We start from the raw sequence: 18,418 nt of genomic DNA on the forward strand, positions 1-18,418 counted from the left end.
GAGACTCCATGTTTCGTTTCATCCACAGCTCCGATCTTCATATCGGCAAGCGGTTCGGCAACATGCCGGAGGATCTGCGCGGGCGGCTCCGTGAAGCGCGCCATAGCGCGATCAGCCGGCTGGCAGAACAGGCACGGGTCCATGGTGCATCCACCATATTGCTGGCCGGCGATACGTTCGACACCGAAACGCCTACACCAGCGATGTTGCGGCAGGCCCTTGCCGAGATGAGCCGGAGCGCGCCCTTGCGCTGGATATTGCTCCCTGGCAACCACGATTCACTGTTAGCTGATCAATTGTGGAGCGCTGCGGGCAGCGTTGTGCCGGACAATGTCATACTGGCCACCCGGCCCGAAATCCTGACCATTGCTGCGGACGTGGCGCTGCTGCCCGCACCGTGCACGACCCGCAGACCCGGTCGCGACCTTACCGAGTGGATGAACAACGCCGCGACACCGCAAGGCGCCATCCGGGTCGGACTTGCTCATGGCGCCATTCAGAACTTTTCAGAAGATTCAGTAGCGTCCGACGTCATTGCACCAGATCGCGCGACCAAGGCCGGCCTCGATTATCTGGCACTTGGCGACTGGCACGGGCCCGTCACCATCAATGAGCGCAGCCGCTACAGCGGTGCGCCCGAACCTGACCGTTTCAAGCATGATACACCCGGTCAGGCCCTTGTCGTTTCCATTGCCGGGCCTGGCGCCCTGCCCGAGATCGTGGCCGTCGAAACAGCCAGCTTTTCCTGGAAAACCGCTCCACTGCATTTGCTGTCTGGCGATGACAGCGCGGCGGCATTCGAAGCGTTGCTACCACCGGCAGACTTGCGGCGTCAGACCTTGCTGCGAATTGCCGCGTCTGGCCGGGTACGGGTAAGCGGACGAACCGCCCTCGAAGCCGCGGTCGCGGCAGTCGCGCCGGACTACGCCTATCTGGAGCTGCAAGGGGACGGCCTGGCGACCGACTGCGAAAGCGGCGATTTGGATCGGATCGGTCGCTCCGGCGCCCTTCGCGAGGCAGCGCAGGCACTGTTGGATGAAAGCACCGACGAAAGGCGGTCGACTGTCGAACGCGACATTTCACGACAAGCACTGGTTCGGCTGTTTAGCTATTGCGAGGCGATGGGATCATGAAACTTACAGCCCTTCGGCTGCACAACGTCAAACGGTTCGCTGGGCAAGGCGTCGCCATCGAGAACATAGGCGACGGCGTCAACGTGCTTTGCGCGGTCAATGAATTCGGCAAATCAACTTTCTTCGAAGCACTCCATGCACTCTTTTTCCAGCCTCATACGGGGACGCCCGAAGGCGTAAGACTGCTACGGCCTTATAGTGGTGGCAATCCGGTGGTGGAGGCCGACATCACCACTTCAGAAGGACGCTATCGGCTTACCAAGCAGTTTTATGGTGGCAAGCTGGCCAGCGTTACCGACCTCGAGCGGAGCCGACTGTTGGCTCAAGCGGATGAGGCCGAAGCGTTTATTGGCAATCTAATCCATGGCGGAACCGCAGGACCGGCAGGATTGCTCTGGGTTCGCCAAGGAGTCACCGGCATCGAAAGGCGAAGCAAAAGCGAGGAGGATGGCGACAAACGCGTGCGCGAAAGCCTACTATCCTCGGTTCAGGGGGAAGTTGAAGCCCTGACCGGCGGGCGACGCATGGCGGAAATCGCCGCCGCATGCGAAGAAGAACTCTATAGCCTGGTTACGTCAACGCTGCGTCCCAAGAGCGGCGGTCTCTATGCGGCGGCGCTCGATGAGCGTGACAAACTGCTGAAAAAAGAACTGCGCCTCAGCGCCGAAGTTGCAGGTCTGCGCGATGCGCTCGACAAGCGGCGCATGGCGTTGGCGCGTCTGTCTGAGCTTGAAAACCCTGAAGAAGGCGCTACCCGGCGGGAGGGTATCTCGGCCGCCGAAGCCGCGGTCGAGGCTGCCAAATCGCATAGCGAAGCCCTGAAGGCTGCTGAAGCGGAAGCTGCCCTGGCCGCAATTCACCACGACGCGGCGAAGCAGGCCCTCGATAGTTTTCGGACCGCGCTCAAACGAGCCGCGGATTTGCGCGAGCAGTCGACAATTGCGCAGCTTCGCCGCAGTGAGGTTCTCGATCGGCGCGCTTCTGCCATAGTCGAAAACGAACAAGTGATGGCAGAAGTTCAAGTAGCCGAACAGGAAGAGCGCGAAGCTCGCGAACTGCTCGCGCGGCTGGATGCGACCCTCTTGGCGCGCGACGCAGCCGAACAACTGGCAAGCCTACACAACCGGCTGAAACAAGCCGAAGTCGCCAGAACCCAGATCGAAGATGGAGAGGCAGCGCTGGCGATGCTGGCGGTGCCGGAACAGGCTGTCGAGCAGCTCCAAGCGCTCGAAATCGACATTGCCGGCCTTCGTGCAGCTCAACTGGGAACCCTGCCGACGCTACGCATGGAATATCGGGACGGCGCCGCCGATTTGGTGACCATCGATGCCAAGCCTTTGCTCCATGCAGTAGACCAAAGCTTTGCTGGCACCGTGCGCATAGACATTGCCGGCATCGGAGCTTTGACCCTGCGCTCAATTCGGCCCCAGCAAGCCAACCGGACCATCGAAGAAGCCGAAGCGAAGCACCACAGCCTGCTTGCGTCCCTTGGCGTCGACAGCCTCATGACGGCACGCCAGCGCCTGGTTGAAGCGCGCGACAAGGCTGCCGAACTGGGCTTGGCGCGTCAGCGGCTCGGCGATCTCGCGCCCAAGGGAATACAGCAATTGCACGAGGAGCTTGCCCGACTGAGTGCCCTCGCGGCCGGGAACCTCGAACTTATAGTCGATTCGCGACAGATCCGGCAAAATCATGCAGCAGCCCAGCAGCGTGTGGCGACAACACGCAACAACGTGCGCGAGGCCCTGCCCCTGCGCAGCCACGCCGACGAGGCTGTCATGGCCGCCGAGACTGCTTACCTGACCATCCAGGCGGAACTGACCAGCCTCGAGGTCATATTGGGACCTGACGCAGCGCGCCAGGAAAAGGAGCGCTTGCTCCTTACCGAGGCCACCGCACGACAAACTCTGCGCGAAGCGGCTGAGATGCGCGCTGCGCCGCTGCGCGACGGCGCTCACGATCTCACCAGCGCCGAAGCTGTCCTGCGCCGTGCCCGCTCGGTCCAGGATGCCGCCACGCAGGAAGCAAGTCAGTTGCGTGTAACTCTAGCCGATCTCAATGGCCATATTCGCACCCGGTCCGACGACGCGGTGGAAGAAGCTTGGCGCGAGGCCAGAGAAAAATTGGAAGTCGCTGAAGAGCGAGTGGGACGCTTCGAAATCGAAAAGGCCGTCCTCGACCGGCTGCGTACAACGCTGGTCGCTGCGCGCTCGGCGGCACGCGATCTATATCTCACGCCGGTCATGTCCGAGCTGCGGCCGCTGCTCAGACTGTTATTCGACGACATCTCCATAGTGTTCGATGAGAATACACTGTTGCCGCAGACCGTTCGTCGCAATGGTCAGGACGAGGATGTCGAGAGGTTGAGTGGCGGCATGCGAGAACAGCTTTCGGTTCTGACCCGGCTGGCCTTCGCCCGTCTGCTCGCCCGCGACGGGCGACCCACACCGGTTATCCTCGATGACGCGTTGGTCTATTCCGATGACGATCGCATTGAGCGCATGTTCGACGCTTTGCATCGTCAATCACGCGATCAGCAGATTCTCGTTTTCTCCTGTCGCCAACGCGCGTTCGCAAAACTCGGCGGAAACATTTTGCAGATGAGCGACTGGCAACCAGGTAAGTCATAAGCGGAGACGAGATGGCTCTGTCCGAAATTTGTATATATGTTTCGGACAGGCGTGATCTCGGACGGCGCCGAAATCCTGAAGCGGCTGCCCCGCGCCATGCCGAAGCCGACAGCCCACATCATCGACTGGTTCCACATTGGCCATAAAGATCCAGCCCATGCAGCAGATCGCCGATCACATCGTTCCCAGTCCGACCCTTTTGAAGTGCTTCCAACCATCGACAAGGACATCAAAGCCGTGAAGTGGCGTCTCTGGCACGGGCGGGTCGATGGCGCGATCCGCGACCTGGAGCAACTCCTGGCGAGACTGAAAGACTCGCAAAGGGACGGCGAGTTCTCGATTGCACGGCTTTTTAGCCTCGCCTCGCAGCTCCTGACCTATGTCCATTCAAATCGCGGCGCGATCGTCAACTATGGAAAGCGCTATCGGGCTGGGCTTCGCGTTGCCTCCGCTCTGGCCGAGTCGGCGGTGAATTCACTCGTCAGCAAGCGGATGGTCAAAAAGCAACAGATGCGCTGCTCCCCCCCCGGTGCCCACATGCTCATGCAGGTCCGGACGGCGGAGATCAATGGCGAACTTCGCGATCGGCTGCGGGCACCCTTCCGACAGCCAGAGCCAAACGTGCCCCCCACTATTCAAGCCCAACCCCCCCCTTCTGCGCGCCGCGTAACCCCAGAGAAATTACCGGTCTCTCGTCGCAAATGCGGCATTGGTACCCAAGCCCGCGCCTGACATGCTCTTGTACGCACTCGCCGGCTTGGCGTGGAGCCCCGCGATGCCGTCATGGTGGGCGACAGCGCCATCGACATCGATGCAGCGCACAACGCTAGCCTGCCGGTCGTCTTCCTTCTCAACGGCTATATGAGAAGCCCCAACGAGGCCGCCGAAGCCGATCTGACTATCGCCGATCTCGGCGATCTTGCAGCCGCCATTGAAGCGATCTGGGCAGTCGGCCGACCTCGCTTTTCGAAAAGCACTTGACGCCTGATGGCCTAAACTCGCGATTGATGTCTATGTGTCCCGCTGCTAACAAGATACGCAGAGTGGAAACCATCTTTCATGGATCAGCCAGGCACGATCGTCATTCTAGCACGACCCGGAAGCGAATGGAGGTCGCCATGCGAGGTGCTTTCGGAGCGCTATGCCTATCGGGTTGTCCTTGCAAGTTCCCCTGCCGAGGCGCTTACGGCGATGAGCAGTATCCAGGTTGACTTGGCGATTGCGGAAGACGGTGGTGACGACACGAGCGGGCTTGACTTTCTAACCCAGCTGCGCGTCTCTCATCCTGACATTGTGCGCGTGTACGTAACCCCAGATTCGCACCGCGTGTCCATGCGGGCGCTGGCGCGAGCGGCGATCTACCAATTCCTTCTCACTCCACTCGACGCCGTGCAGCTTGGTCTGGTCGTAGAGCGAGCACTGGAGACTCGCGAACTGGCTCGCCGCCATCGGATTCTCGCGCGCGAGTTCAAGATCTCTGGTGCCTCGCTCATCTTCGGCGAGCGCAAAGGCTCGCCCTTTCGGCCGGAAAGCCAACGCTTCGAGAAGCTTGTCTATGTCAGTGAGAAAATGGCTGAGATGTGCGACCTGGCACGCCAAGCCGCCACCACGGAACTGCCGATCCTCATTCAAGGCGAAACCGGCACTGGAAAGGAATTGCTTGCGCGCGCTGTCCATTACAATTCGACGCGACGAACCAGTCCGCTGCTTGTGCAAAATTGCGGCGGAATGTCGGACGAATTGTTGCAGTCTGAGCTGTTCGGCCACAAGCGCGGCGCATTTACCGGAGCAATCTCTGATCGTCTCGGACTGTTTCGCGCTGCTGATGGGGGCACGGTGTTCCTTGATGAGATTTCGGAAGTGTCACCTTCGTTCCAGGTCAGCTTGCTGCGCTTCCTTCAGGAAGGAGAAGTCAAGCCGCTGGGTGCAGATAAGGTCCTTCATTGCAACGTTCGCGTCATCGCGGCTTCAAACCGTCCGCTTCATGATTTGGTCGCGCGAGGCGAATTTCGACAGGATCTCTATTTTCGACTGAAAGGTTTTGAGTTCGAAGTGCCGGCGCTGCGTGAGCGGCCCGATGACATCGCGCCGCTCGCGGAATTTTTCGCTGCCAAGCACGCGGACGCACTCAGCCGAAAAATCCTTGGCATCAGCGCCAGCGTCATCGACAAACTCTCCAATGGAGAGTTTCCCGGCAATGTGCGCGAACTCGAGAATGAAATCCGTCGTATGGTGGCGCTGGCAAAGGACGGCGAGTATCTAACGACTCGAAATATGTCGCCTGCATTGCTGAACGCCGCGCCGCGTCCCAAAGGGGATGGGGCAAGCATCTTCCAGCCGGAAGGTGTGACGCTAAAGGATCAGGTCGAAAGCCTCGAAAAGCAAATTGTCCGCCGGGCGCTCACACGTCACCACTGGAACCAAAGCCGTGCTGCCGACGAGCTCGGCCTGTCACGCGTCGGTCTTGCCAACAAGATTAAGCGATATAATCTTAACCACAATTAGGTGGTCGATCAGTACGGCACCACTGTAAGTCGAACCGTCGTCATCGCCGGTTTCCGCAATCGCGGGTATCGCCAGTCGGAGCAAAAAAGCCAGCCAAAATTCTAGGGCTTGGGCCGGAGCTATGGCGGAAACTGGGTGATGACGGTTTGAGGAGAGCGGCGTATCGAGGCGGGTGACGAAGCCTGCCAGAACCTCTCAAGGAGAGCGATACGCCATGAACAAGACTATCAACATTGTTCGCCTTCGTCAGCCCGACGAAATTGATGATCCACTGACGGATGTGCTTCGCAGCGGCGCGCGCAAATTGCTTGCGCAGGCGATGGAGATGGAAGCCGACGCGTTTCTTGCCGAGATGCGGGATCTCAAGCTTGGCGATGGCCGTGACCGGCTTGTCCGGCATGGTCACGGCCCGGAGCGGAGCATCCAGACGGGCATCGGTCCGGTGCCTGTCAGCCGGGTGAAGGTCCGGGATCGCGGCGCGACCGACGAAGCGGACCGGGTCCGGTTTTTCCTCATCGATCCTGTCGAAATGGGCGCGTCGGACGCGCAGTCTGGATGCGCTGCTTCCCGTTCTCCACCTGCGCGGCGTTTCGACGGGGGATTTTCAGGACGCTCTGGCGGCCCTCTTGGGCAAGGAGGCGCCGAACCTGTCACCCTCGGTGATCACGCGGCTGACGGCACAGTGGAACGCCGAATACGATCGTTGGCAAAAGCGCGATCTTTCGGCGCGCCACTATGTCTATGTGTGGGCGGACGGGATCTATCTGCAGGCCCGGATGGAAGACCATGCCGAATGCATGCTGGTTCTGATCGGCGCCACACCCGAGGGCAAGAAGGAACTTGTCGGCTTCCAGACCGGTATTCGCGAGGGTGCGCAAAGCTGGTCGCAAAGACGCTTTCGATGGGATTGGTAACCGACGTTCGCAGATGATCCCAGTGTTCGGCGAAGACGGCAATTGCCGTCTCGGCGGAGGCCCGGTTGGGAGCGAGATAGATTTCGCGCAGGTCTGCCTTCATGCCGGCCTGCACCGATTTCGGCACCGGGGAAATCGTAGAACGCCAGCAAGGCATTCTGATCTTTCGTCAGGCAGTCGACCGCTTTGGCATATTTCGCGTCATATTTTTCGACGCTTGTTGAGAACGTTGGCTGTCTTGTGCACCCAGCATCGCTGGTGTTTGGTGCCGGGAAGGAGCTCATCGAGCGCCTTCCAGAAGCCAAGCGCGCCGTCGCCCACGGCAAGATCGGGCGCGATCTTAAGGCCACGACGCTTGACGTCGACCAGCAGCTCGCGCCCGTTCGCCACCGCACGGTGCGTACCAAGGGCTCGCTGTCCTCGAAAACCGCCAGGCTGATGGTCTTCAAGCTGGTCATGGCCGCAGCCAGGACGTGGCGACGATTGAAAGGACAAAATCAGTTGCCGAAACTCATCGCAGGTGCCAGGTTCCTGGACGGAATCGAGGTCATCGAAACGAAGCCGCAGAGCGCCGCTTGATCAGCCTCGTCATCCAAATTCCAGCATAGCTCCTTGGGCCGATGGCGACAGTTCTTGGCGCTCCCGAGGAGCAGACCATCGGCCATTGGTGCAGCCGCTGCCGAGGCATCTGGTACGGCTATCTGCTTGAGGTCGCTTGCCCAGTCTGCGGCAACAGGCATGGCTGAGGGCCTTTCTGGCGCGGCAAGCCCTTGGCAGAGAGGTAACCTTCCTTGCACATGAAAATGAAGTATGCGCAAAGCACAGCCTCATTGCCGCAGCGCAATATATTGGTTGGCGGATTTTGCTGGCTTTTTTGCGTTTCCACAGATTGGCACGAAGGTTGCTTTTCTCCTTTTTGAACGGCTGCGCCAAAATGCAGCGTCGATCAGGATGAGGGAACTATGGCCAATCTTCTATGGCTCCAGGGCGGAGCCTGTTCCGGCAACACGATGTCGTTCCTCAATGCCGAGGAGCCAAGCGCCTGCGATCTGGTGACGGATTTCGGCATCAATGTGCTTTGGCACCCATCTCTGGGCATGGAGCTGGGCGACAACCTTAAGAAACTGCTGAGGGCGCTGACCTCCGGCCAGATGGCGCTCGATATTTTCGTTTTCGAAGGCACCGTCGTGAACGCTCCAGACGGTACGGGCGAATGGAACCGCTTTGCCGGGCGGCCGATGAAGGACTGGGTTGCCGATCTCGCCAAGGTGGCGAATTTCACAGTCGCGATTGGCGACTGTGCGACTTGGGGCGGTATCCCTGCGACGGCCCCCAATCCGTCCGAAAGCAACGGGTTGCAATTCCTCAAGCGCGCCCATGGCGGCTTTCTCGGCAAGGATTACAAATCCAAGGCTGGCCTTCCGGTCATCAACATTCCTGGTTGCCCGGCCCATCCCGACTGGATCACCCAGATCGTGGTGGCGGTGGCCACCGGGCGTGCTGCCGATCTGACGCTCGACGAGTTCCAGCGGCCAAAAACCTTCTTCACGTCCTTCACACAGACAGGTTGCACGCGCAACATGCACTTCGCCTACAAGGTTTCTGCGACCGAGTTCGGCCAACGCAAGGGCTGCCTGTTCTATGATCTGGGCTGCCGCGGGCCGATGACGCATTCACCCTGCAACCGAATTCTGTGGAATCGGCAGTCGTCCAAGACACGCGCTGGGATGCCGTGCATGGGTTGCACCGAGCCGGAATTCCCGTTCTTCGATCTGGCCCCTGGCACTGTTTTCAAGACCCAGACGGTCATGGGCGTCCCCAAGGACATGCCCAGTGGCGTCGACAAGATTGGTTACGTCAAGCTGACCGCCGCGGCCAAGGCGGCGTCTCCGCGCTGGGCTGAAGAGGACATCTTCGTCGTCTGAGCCAGTTTTGTCCCAAATTCGCTAGCGATCAAACTTCATTTCAGAAAGGTCATCGACCATGTCCGCTGCTATACAGACACTTGATATTTCACCTGTTGGCCGCGTCGAGGGTGATCTCGACGTCCGTGTCGACATCAAGGACGGTGTTGTCGTCAACGCCTGGACACAGGCTGAACTCTTTCGCGGCTTCGAAGTTATTTTGCGTGACAAGGATCCGCAGGCAGGCTTGGTGGTGACACCGCGAGCCTGCGGCATCTGCGGGGCGTCGCATCTGACCTGCGCCGCTTGGGCGCTCGACACAGCATGGAAGACCGAAGTTCCGCGGAACGCTATTGTGGCGCGCAATCTCGGTCAGATCGTCGAAAGTCTGCAGAGTTTGCCCCGCCATCACTACGGTCTGTTTATGATCGACTACACCAACAAGAATTACGCCAAGTCCAAGTTTTATGAGGAGGCCGTCAAGCGCTGGGCACCTTTCACGGGCACCAATTATGAGATCGGCGTGACCATTTCGGGACGGCCAGTCGAGATTTATGCGCTGCTCGGCGGGCAATGGCCGCATTCGAGCTATATGGTACCAGGTGGCGTAGTGTGTGCTCCCACGTTGACGGATGTCACCCGTGCCTGTGGTATTCTTGAGCACTTCAAGCGTAATTGGATCGAAGCCGTGTGGCTCGGCTGCACGCTGGAACGCTACCAAGAAATAAAGTCCTACGATGATTTCATGGCCTGGCTCGATGAACGTCCAGAACATGCCAATTCCGATCTCGGCATGTTCTGGCGCATGAGCCTCGACATCGGCGCCGACAAATACGGCAACGGCGTCGGGAAGTATGTCAGCTGGGGATACCTGCCGCACGAAGACAAGTATCAGAAGCCGACAATCGAGGGCCGCAACGCGGCGTTGATCATGAAAAGCGGCGTCTATGACGGCCACGCCGACACTCACAAGCTGATGGACCAGAAATTCACCCGCGAAGACACGCTTCGCGCCTGGTATGATGAACCGGGCGGCGTGCATCCCTTCGACCGTACAACCAAGCCGACCCGAAAAAACACCGTCGACATGGCCGGAAAATACTCTTGGGCGACCGCCGTGAGACACAACGAGGACGGTCGCCTCGAGGCAGGGCCACTGTCGCGTCAATTGATTGCTGGTGGTAGGCATGGCGAGAGCTTCCAGCATTACGATCCACTGGTTCTTGATATGTACAAGAAACTCGGTGGCGCCAGCGTCATGCTCCGCCACTTTGCCCGGATGCATGAGGGATTGGCGCTTTACCGCCAGGCCGAGCACGCATTGCGCGAATTCAAACTCAACGATCCCTGGTACATCAAGCCGACGGAGAAGGATGGTCGCGGCTGGGGTGCGACAGAAGCAATACGTGGGGCGCTGTGTCACTGGATCGAGGTGCAGGGCGGCAAGATCAAGAACTACCAGATCATAGCGCCGACGACGTGGAACGTCGGTCCGCGCTCGCAGGACGGCAACAGAGGGCCGATGGAGGAGGCTCTGATCGGGGCGCCTATCGCCGACCCGACCGATCCGGTCGAAGTGGGTCACGTCTGCCGGTCATATGATTCCTGTCTGGTGTGCACGGTGCATGCCCATGACGCCAGCACTGGCGAAGAACTCGCGCGTTTCAGAACGGCTTGATTGGAAAAAGTTCTCCTTCAACAGTCGGTATCTCGGCGTCCCGCTTATCAGGATCGCCGACCATCCCGGATGGCGAAGCTCCAGACAAGGCGAGTGAAATGAATAATGAGCAGCAAAAAGCTATGCTGCGAAAGATGGCCCATTTCATGGATAATGGGCTGAAGACGCAGACCGAACCTTTTCCGGAAACGGAAAAGGAGTTCGCAGCTATCCTTGACGAACTGCGCGCTCTCAATCCCGACGACCTGGAAGCCAAGATGGTTATCAGCGGTTTCTTCAATCGTCCCTATGGGCCGGATCGGCAGCGCTGCATGGAGTGCCTGTACTATCTGGTGCATCGCGAATGGTGTGACTTGCCAGAGCTTGCCGTGCCCGTTGATGCGGACTGGTGGTGCCGGCTCTGGCGCATCTGACATTGTGGGGAGGATGCCATGGCGCAAACGGCAGCAACGGATGCTGAGGTCCTCGAGCAGATCCGCTCGATGCTGGCAGGCGGCCTCAAGACCGAGGTTTTCCCGAGAGGTGACACCCACGAAGAGATTGCGCAGATCATCGCCCGTCTGCGAGAATCCGATGGAAGTCTGGAATCCAAGCTGGTGATCGGCGGCTTCACGCTCGAAACGATCGAGCATGGCGGCATCGAGCAACCTTGCGAGACCTGTATGTACTATCTCTTGCATCGCAAGTTCTGCGAATTGCCTGAGTTCGCTGTTCCGGTCGAACCGGAATGGTCATGCAGGCTCTGGCGGATCTGAACGGTGGCGAGATGATCGCAATCATCGGATGCGGCAACCCTAACAGGCGGGACGATGGCGTCGGCCCAGTTGTCATCGACCGGCTGAAGGCGCGCGGAATAGAACACTTAGGCGTCAAATTGTTCGATGCCAGAACAGATGGAATGTCGGTCATGTTCGCTGCGCGGGGCTGCACGACTTTGATCGTTGTTGACGCTTCCAAATCCGGAGTCGAACCAGGAACCATCCACGAGGTGCCGGGGGTGGAACTGGAGCGGGCCTATTCACCGGGGCTGAACCTGCACGATTTCCGCTGGGACGCCGCCCTCTACGCCGGCCGGCAGATTTTTCGCGATGCGTTTCCGCAGGATGTGACCGTGTTGCTGATCGAGGCGTCTGAACTGGACCTTGGCATTGGTCTTTCCGACGTGGTGGCGTGTTCGGCTGAAAAGGTCGTAGGTCGTATCGAAGTCCTGGTTGCAGCACTTATACCGGGGCAACAAGCATGTCCGGTGTCTTAATCGAGCTTAGGCGCGGCGGGCTCTATCTGTCCTGCGAGGTCTATGAGCGCTTCTTCGCGGGGCTGGAGACCGTGGTCCTTCTGCGGCGAAAGAGCGACCTGGTTGTGCTGCCTGTGCGTCACCCGGCGGCGGGCGGTTATTTGCTGAAGCGGCGCAACGGAGTTGGGGATCGCGTTGTCTTCGCCCCCGATTTTTTTCGTGAACATGGGATCAGCGATGATGCCGACTGCAAACTTGAGGCCGACTGGGATGCCGAGCAGGTAGCGCTAATTGCCAGCGAATGTTTTGCTAGCACGCATTTTGCATACTAAGTTTACTATTCGTAATTTATATAGACAGGTAGAGGAAAGTGCGTTAGCATTTTTGCCAATAAAGTAAGCTGCATCTCACGCGGTCAGTGGAGGAACCCAAGAATGAACGGCGATCGCGTTGGCGACGAAGTGCGGGCAGCGTTGAGTGTGGCGGACGATGCGGGCGCAAGTCCCTCGGAGCGAACCGAAATGCTCATGGAAATCGCCATGGGGCTGCAGCAGCGTCCGAAAAATCCCGAGCAGATCGCCGCCGCCGTTTTTCTCTACGACCGCGCCTTGGCGCTCTGCCCCGAGGACCAGCGCCTGCTTGACGCGCGTATCATGGCGCGCAAGGGCACGGCGCTTCTCGTCCTGCCGGAAGGCGGCACGCTGGCGCTGCAGCAGGCCCGCGAGGCTTTCGAGGCCGCCATCCCGCATTTCACCGATTTCGGACGTCCGGAGGAACTGGCCGAGACAGAGATGAACCTTGGTCTTGCCATCCAGAATCTCGCCGGTCAGCACAAGGCCCGCATCACCGACGCGATCTCGGCCTATCAGCGTGCTTTGCGCACCTTCGACAAGCTGCGGTTCCCCAAGGAATTTGCCATCGTGCAGAACAATGTGGCGACGGCTTTCCTGTCGATGCCGTTCACCGACTCCAGAGCCAAAATGCGGGAGGCGCTGGCCGTGCAGGCGTTCGAGGAAGGCCTGAAGGTTGTCAATCTGATCGATCATCCGACCGAGTACGCCATGCTGCAGAACAATCTCGGCAACGCACTGCAATATGCTTCATCGAGTCGTACGCTGGAAAATAATTTGCGCGCGCTTGACGCTTACGATGAGGCCCTGAAAGTCCGATCGCGTGAAACGATGCCCCTCGAATTTGCCAATACGATCGCCAACAAGGCGAACTGTGTATGGAACCTGCCGGACGATCCAGAGCATCCCGAACGTGGCAATCGAGTTAACCTGCTTCTCGCGCAACAGTATTACCAGGAATGTCGTACTATTTTCAGCCGTAGCGGCGAAGCAGAAAAATCTCGCTTCGTTGCCGAGGCCTGCGACCAGATCGGCCGCGAATTGCTTGCCGTGGCGCCCACGAACGGAACCGGCGCGCACGCGCAAACCGGGTGATGGTTATTTCATCAAGCATACGAAAGGAGAATGGCAAGTGACGGCAGTAGTACTCACAATAGGCAGCGTCGCATTGGCGCTTGCAACAGGGCTCGTGGCCTCGGGTATCGGCGGAGCCATCGGCGGCGTGGCGACCGGTGGCAAGGCTCTCGGCAACGAGCTGGCCGCTATGTTGGGCTCCTTCTATGGCCCGGTTGGCGGATTCTCCGGCGTGCTTGCTGGTATCGTCATCCTGGCTCTTGTCGGCTGAGGCGGCGCCATGTGGGAAATGGCCAAGAGCTCCATCCTCCTGTTTTTGCGCGGGAAACTGTTTTCCGAACCGTCCAAGGTCTATCGCCAATCGGCGATAGGCGCCGTCACAACAGCTGTGCTGGTCGTAGTGCTGGCCAAGCTCGGCCTGCCTGTAGCCGCAGCGACTGCGATCGCCGGCTTGATCGGGGGTGCGTTGCAGCCATATCTCTTCAAAGATCTGCGGTATCGGTGAGATGAACGCCGTCGACCTCATCCCGACTAAACGCGACGATCTCGCCGGTCTTGCCGGCGACATCCTGCGGGTCGAGGCGATCTTCGCCATTTGGGACGAGACCCAGCGTAGCGCCGTCGAAGCCTACCGGCGCGCCATCGAAGACCTGAACGGCGAGGCGCTACGCCGGCTGGTGCAGGCGCTGAAAGAAGAGCCTGCCGCGCTCGCGGCCATGAAGCAAGCGGTGACCGACGAGGTCGTCTACGCCGTGCTTCGCCGTCACAACATCTTGAAACCCAGCCTTAGCGAACGGGTGGGGGCAGCACTTGATGGCGTGCGCCCGATGCTCGCCTCGCATGGCGGCGATGTCGAACTGGTCAGCGTGAGGCCGCCGGCGATCGAGGTGCGCTTTGTCGGCGCCTGCGATGGATGCCCGGCTTCGGCCCTGACCTTTCATGCCGGCGTCAAAAAGGCCATCGAGGAGGCCTGTCCGGAGATCTCCGACATCATCCAGATCAAGAGCATGAGCAATGCGGCCGACAATGACAGCGTCCGCTTCGTCAGCCCGTTCGCGCTCGGCGCCGTCGGCGGCTGGCACCTGGTCTGCCGCCTCGACGAAATCCCGCTCGGCGGCATAAGCACCCTCGTCGTCGGCGGGCAGGACGTGATCCTGTCGCGACAGGATGCGATCGTGTCCTGCTTTCAGAATGCCTGTGCTCATCTCGGCATTCCGCTCGATAGCGGCGATGTCGAACAGGGCATCATCACTTGCCCGCATCACGGCTTCCAATACGACCTTTCCAGCGGCGAATGCCTGACAGCTCCGGAAGTGGCGCTGCAGTCACACGCCGTGCGCGTTATCGGCAATCGCGTCGAGGTGAGGCTATCATCGTGATGCGCATCTCGCTCTCGCCTGACTATCGCCGAGCCCTGCCGCCAGTTGGCATGGCACTGCCGCCGATGCTCGACCCAGCCGGCGCGCGCGTCGTACTTGGCAACCAAGTGGATGCCGACGGGCTGCCTGACTCGGTCGCGCCGAAACCGCATACGCTATTCGGGCCGCGGGGCGTCTGCTTCGCGCCGCACGAAGGGCCGTGCTTCGTTGCCGACACCGGCCATCATCGCTTGATGGTCTGGAACAAGGTGCCGGATCAAGACAATGCACCTGCCGACCTTTTGATCGGCCAGCCCGACTTCTTTTCCGAAGGCCGCAACGCGCGCGGCGTGGTCGGTGCGGCGACCTTGAACATGCCGACCGGCATTTCGACCGACGGCACGATACTCGCCGTCGCCGACGCATGGAACCACCGTGTGCTGATCTGGCGCACTCTGCCCGAGCATTCGAACCAACCGGCGGACCTGGTGCTGGGGCAGGCGGATTTTTTGAGCGGCGTTGCCAACCGTGGCGATGCCGTTGCGGCCGCCGACACGCTGAACTGGTGCTATGGTGTCACCGTCGCCGACGGACGGCTGTTTGTCGCAGACACCGGAAATCGTCGTGTGCTGGTCTGGAACTCGCTTCCTCAACGCAACGGCCAGGCCGCTGATCTGGTGCTGGGCCAGACGGATATGGTAACGCGCGACGACAACGCGTCGGGCTCGGGCGCCGCGGTCGGCATGCGGTGGCCGCACAGCGTGGCTGTCGATGACAGCCGGATCCTGGTGGCGGATGCCGGCAACAACCGCATCATGGTCTGGAACTCGATGCCCAATGTCGACGGCGCGCCATGCAGCTTCGTGCTGGGCCAATCGAGCTTCGACGGCAACGACCACAACCGTGCCGGTTACCATCCCAACTATCGCTCGCTCAACATGCCTTACGGGACGGTCGTTCACGACGGCCTCGTTTTTTGTGCCGACACCGCCAATTCCCGTCTGGTCAGCTATTCCCTTGATGATCTCGGGATGGACCGCGCCGCTTCCGGCCTCGCCGCCCAAACCAGCTTCTGCGACAAGGGCGACAATCGCTGGCGTTTCGCCGCACGCGATAGCGTCTGCTGGCCGTTCGCGCTGTCGGCGTCAGGTACAACGCTGGCGGTTGCCGACACCGGCAACAACCGCGTGCTGTTGTGGGAGGTGGCCGCATGAACACGCTGCTTTGCGTGCCGCGCACCGATCCGGCCGAAACGGTCGAGATCAGGCTGCGCGGTCGCGTGCAGGGCGTCGGCTTCAGGCCGACCGTGTGGCGGATCGCCCGCAAGCTCGGTCTCGATGGCGACGTTCTCAACGACAGCGAGGGTGTGCTCATTCGCCTGCGTGGCGCCGTGTCCGCCGTTTCCGCGCTGATCGACGAGTTACGAACATTGCCACCGCCGTTGGCCGAAATCACCGCTATCGAGACGCGTGGCTACGGTGGCACAATCGAGCCGGGTTTCGTCATCGTCGACAGCGTGGTCGGTGCGGCACGCACCGAAATCTCACCCGACGCCGCCATATGCGACGCATGCGCGGCCGAGATCGCCGACCCGTTCCTGAGCCGCTTCCGCTACCCCTTCACCAACTGCACCCACTGTGGTCCAAGGCTGAGCATCGTGCGCGCCGTGCCCTATGACCGCGCCACGACGACCATGGCGCCCTTCCCGCTCTGCGAAGCTTGTGGTACGGAATACCGCGACCCCGCCGACCGCCGCTTTCACGCCGAGGCGACCGCCTGTCATGTCTGCGGGCCGAAAGCCCGGCTGATCCGTTTCGACGGCCGCGCGCTCTCCTTTGAACAATATTCGATGCTCGACGACGTTGATGCCGCACTCGGCCTGATCCAGAAGGGCGAGATCGTCGCCATCAAGGCACTTGGCGGCTACCAGCTGGCTTGTGACGCCACCCGGCCGGAGGCTGTCGCCATGCTGCGCAAGCGCAAGCGCCGCGATGCAAAACCCTTCGCGCTGATGGCGCGCGATCTGGATGTGATCAGACGCTATGCCACGGTCAGCGACGAGGAGGCTGCCGCGCTGACAAGCCGCGAGGCGCCGATCGTGCTGCTTGCCGCCGACGGGCCGGAGAAACTGCCGGAGGCAATCGCGCCAGGTCTCGGCACGCTCGGCTTCATGCTGCCGTCGACGCCACTGCATCTGCTCCTGCTTCGCAGGATGACCCGCCCGGTCGTCATGACCAGCGGCAACCTATCGGACGAACCGCAGGTTATCGACGATGCCGAAGCGGCAAAGAAACTGTCTGAAATCGCTGCCTACGCCTTGATCCACAACCGCGACATCGCAAATCGCATCGACGATTCCGTTGTGCGCCGCATGGGTGGAAAACTGCGGGTGCTGCGCCGCGCGCGTGGCTATGCACCGGCCTCGATCGCGCTGCCGTATGGTTTTGAACAGGCGCCGGAAATCCTCGCCTATGGTGCGGAACTGAAATCGACCTTCTGTCTGGTCAAAGACGGACGCGCGGTGTTGTCGCAGCACCAGGGAGATCTCGAAGACGCGCTGACCTACGACGACTACCGCAATAACCTTGGGCTCTACCGGGATCTGTTCGACCATCGGCCGGTGGCGCTGGCGGCGGATCTGCACCCGGAATATCTCTCGGCAAAACTGGCGCGAGCGACAGCTGCCGCTGAAAACCTGCCACTGCTGGAAATTCAGCACCATCACGCTCACGCTGCCGCCTGCCTCGCCGAAAACGGCCGCGCGCTCGATGCTGCACCTGTTCTGGCTGTCGTGCTCGATGGGCTCGGCTATGGCTCGGATGGCGGCATCTGGGGCGGAGAATTCCTGCTGGCCGACTATCGCCGCTTCGAGCGGCTGTGCACCTTCAAACCGGTCGCCATGCCCGGCGGCGCGCAAGCCGTGCGCGAGCCATGGCGCAACCTCTATGCCCACCTGATGACCGAAATGGGCTTCGCCGCCTTCAAGATGAATTTCGAGGATCTCGACCTGTTCGCCGCCCTTTCTGCCAAGCCGCTTGCAACCATCGGCGCCATGCTCAAGGCTTCGCTCAATTCACCCAAGGCATCGTCCTGCGGCCGACTCTTCGATGCGGTCGCAGCCGCTGCCGGATTGTGCTTCGACCGGCAGGCCTATGAGGGCGAGGCCGCGGCTCGCCTCGAAGCCGTTGTCTGCCACAAAACCTTTGTCGAGGAAGGCGATCATCTCGCCTATCCCTTGCCGATCCCGAACCTGAAAGGCTCTGGGCTTCCTTATATCGAACCGCTCGGCATGTGGAATGCCATCCTAGGCGACCTCATCCTGAAAACCCCGGCCTCGGTCATTTCGGCCCGTTTTCACAAGGGCCTGGCGAAGTCGATCGCCGCTATGGCGCTGAAGCTGGCACGAGGTGATGAGGACGATGCCCCGCCGCGTTTTGACACGGTCGTGCTGTCGGGCGGATGCTTCCAGAACAAGGTGCTGTTCGAGCAGGTTCTCAGCAGGGTTGAGGCCGTGGATTTCAAGGTTCTGACGCACGCGAAAGTCCCTGCCAATGATGGCGGCATCGCGTTCGGCCAGGCGACCGTAGCCGCCGCTCACCTCATCGACGCCGGGCAAGTCCGGCAGAAAGCGAGCTGAC

General features: G+C 60.5%; 17 protein-coding genes and 3 pseudogenes. 19 read left to right on the forward strand and 1 reads right to left on the reverse strand.

Annotated elements, in window-relative coordinates:
- The first annotated feature begins 8 nt into the window (after positions 1 to 8).
- From ACFSOZ_RS03705 to ACFSOZ_RS38675, 6 genes and pseudogenes are all read left to right on the forward strand, one after another.
- On the forward strand, positions 9 to 1,133 hold the full coding sequence (locus ACFSOZ_RS03705) for a metallophosphoesterase family protein (RefSeq protein ID WP_095088823.1): 1,125 nt from the start codon (positions 9 to 11) through the stop codon (positions 1,131 to 1,133).
- Positions 1,130 to 3,763 (forward strand): AAA family ATPase, encoded by a 2,634-nt coding sequence (locus tag ACFSOZ_RS03710; RefSeq protein WP_095088828.1) that lies wholly within the window; start codon positions 1,130 to 1,132, stop codon positions 3,761 to 3,763. Before ACFSOZ_RS03705 ends, ACFSOZ_RS03710 begins: the two co-directional genes overlap by 4 nt.
- 36 nt (positions 3,764 to 3,799) lie before the next feature.
- Positions 3,800 to 4,495, forward strand: coding sequence for a hypothetical protein (locus ACFSOZ_RS03715; protein ID WP_379093708.1), 696 nt, complete (start codon positions 3,800 to 3,802; stop codon positions 4,493 to 4,495).
- A gap of 30 nt (positions 4,496 to 4,525) precedes the next feature.
- Positions 4,526 to 4,744 carry an HAD family hydrolase gene (locus ACFSOZ_RS03720; RefSeq protein WP_378920658.1) on the forward strand — a complete coding sequence of 73 codons (219 nt, stop codon included), beginning with the start codon at positions 4,526 to 4,528 and terminating at the stop codon, positions 4,742 to 4,744.
- Between the two features lie 210 nt (positions 4,745 to 4,954).
- Positions 4,955 to 6,268, forward strand: a complete 1,314-nt coding sequence (locus tag ACFSOZ_RS03725) for a sigma-54 dependent transcriptional regulator (protein WP_379093711.1) — start codon at positions 4,955 to 4,957, stop codon at positions 6,266 to 6,268.
- 214 nt (positions 6,269 to 6,482) lie between these two features.
- Positions 6,483 to 7,152: pseudogene (locus ACFSOZ_RS38675) on the forward strand (transposase); the annotation flags it as partial.
- Here the strand turns inward: ACFSOZ_RS38675 and ACFSOZ_RS03740 are convergent.
- Positions 7,151 to 7,587: pseudogene (locus ACFSOZ_RS03740) on the reverse strand (transposase); the annotation flags it as partial. The pseudogenes ACFSOZ_RS38675 and ACFSOZ_RS03740 sit on opposite strands and share 2 nt — an antisense overlap.
- Between ACFSOZ_RS03740 and ACFSOZ_RS03745 the strand changes: the two are divergent.
- From ACFSOZ_RS03745 to hypF, 13 genes and pseudogenes are all read left to right on the forward strand, one after another.
- Positions 7,558 to 7,761: pseudogene (locus ACFSOZ_RS03745) on the forward strand (IS256 family transposase); the annotation flags it as partial. The pseudogenes ACFSOZ_RS03740 and ACFSOZ_RS03745 overlap by 30 nt on opposite strands.
- 383 nt (positions 7,762 to 8,144) lie before the next feature.
- The gene (locus tag ACFSOZ_RS03750; protein WP_378920652.1) at positions 8,145 to 9,107 is read left to right on the forward strand and encodes an NADH-quinone oxidoreductase subunit B family protein; all 963 of its coding nucleotides are present in this window, start codon (positions 8,145 to 8,147) and stop codon (positions 9,105 to 9,107) included.
- Positions 9,108 to 9,165: 58 nt separating this feature from the next.
- On the forward strand, positions 9,166 to 10,764 hold the full coding sequence (locus ACFSOZ_RS03755; protein ID WP_095090101.1) for a nickel-dependent hydrogenase large subunit: 1,599 nt from the start codon (positions 9,166 to 9,168) through the stop codon (positions 10,762 to 10,764).
- Positions 10,765 to 10,862: 98 nt separating this feature from the next.
- Entirely contained in the window at positions 10,863 to 11,177 is a 315-nt protein-coding gene (locus tag ACFSOZ_RS03760) for a hypothetical protein (RefSeq protein WP_095090103.1), read from the forward strand.
- An 18-nt stretch (positions 11,178 to 11,195) separates the two neighbouring features.
- Positions 11,196 to 11,519: a hypothetical protein gene (locus tag ACFSOZ_RS03765; RefSeq protein ID WP_095090105.1), complete on the forward strand. Its 324-nt coding sequence runs from the start codon at positions 11,196 to 11,198 to the stop codon at positions 11,517 to 11,519.
- Positions 11,498 to 12,019 (forward strand): hydrogenase maturation protease, encoded by a 522-nt coding sequence (locus tag ACFSOZ_RS03770; protein WP_245331252.1) that lies wholly within the window; start codon positions 11,498 to 11,500, stop codon positions 12,017 to 12,019. Before ACFSOZ_RS03765 ends, ACFSOZ_RS03770 begins: the two co-directional genes overlap by 22 nt.
- The gene (locus ACFSOZ_RS03775) at positions 12,004 to 12,330 is read left to right on the forward strand and encodes a hypothetical protein (RefSeq protein ID WP_378920649.1); all 327 of its coding nucleotides are present in this window, start codon (positions 12,004 to 12,006) and stop codon (positions 12,328 to 12,330) included. The genes ACFSOZ_RS03770 and ACFSOZ_RS03775 overlap by 16 nt, the downstream gene beginning before the upstream one ends.
- 102 nt (positions 12,331 to 12,432) lie before the next feature.
- Complete coding sequence (locus tag ACFSOZ_RS03780; protein ID WP_095090109.1) at positions 12,433 to 13,443, forward strand: tetratricopeptide repeat protein; 1,011 nt, start codon at positions 12,433 to 12,435, stop codon at positions 13,441 to 13,443.
- Between the two features lie 37 nt (positions 13,444 to 13,480).
- Complete coding sequence (locus ACFSOZ_RS03785) at positions 13,481 to 13,693, forward strand: hypothetical protein (RefSeq protein ID WP_095090111.1); 213 nt, start codon at positions 13,481 to 13,483, stop codon at positions 13,691 to 13,693.
- A gap of 9 nt (positions 13,694 to 13,702) precedes the next feature.
- Entirely contained in the window at positions 13,703 to 13,927 is a 225-nt protein-coding gene (locus ACFSOZ_RS03790; RefSeq protein ID WP_095090114.1) for a hypothetical protein, read from the forward strand.
- 1 nt (position 13,928) lies between these two features.
- Entirely contained in the window at positions 13,929 to 14,801 is an 873-nt protein-coding gene (locus ACFSOZ_RS03795; protein WP_378920645.1) for a NifU family protein, read from the forward strand.
- Positions 14,801 to 15,994: an NHL repeat-containing protein gene (locus ACFSOZ_RS03800; protein WP_378920643.1), complete on the forward strand. Its 1,194-nt coding sequence runs from the start codon at positions 14,801 to 14,803 to the stop codon at positions 15,992 to 15,994. Before ACFSOZ_RS03795 ends, ACFSOZ_RS03800 begins: the two co-directional genes overlap by 1 nt.
- Complete coding sequence (gene hypF, locus ACFSOZ_RS03805) at positions 15,991 to 18,417, forward strand: carbamoyltransferase HypF (protein ID WP_095090123.1); 2,427 nt, start codon at positions 15,991 to 15,993, stop codon at positions 18,415 to 18,417. The genes ACFSOZ_RS03800 and hypF overlap by 4 nt, the downstream gene beginning before the upstream one ends.
- Position 18,418: the final 1 nt, after the last annotated feature.

This window comes from Mesorhizobium newzealandense, assembly GCF_042682145.1.
GTDB lineage: Bacteria > Pseudomonadota > Alphaproteobacteria > Rhizobiales > Rhizobiaceae > Mesorhizobium > Mesorhizobium newzealandense.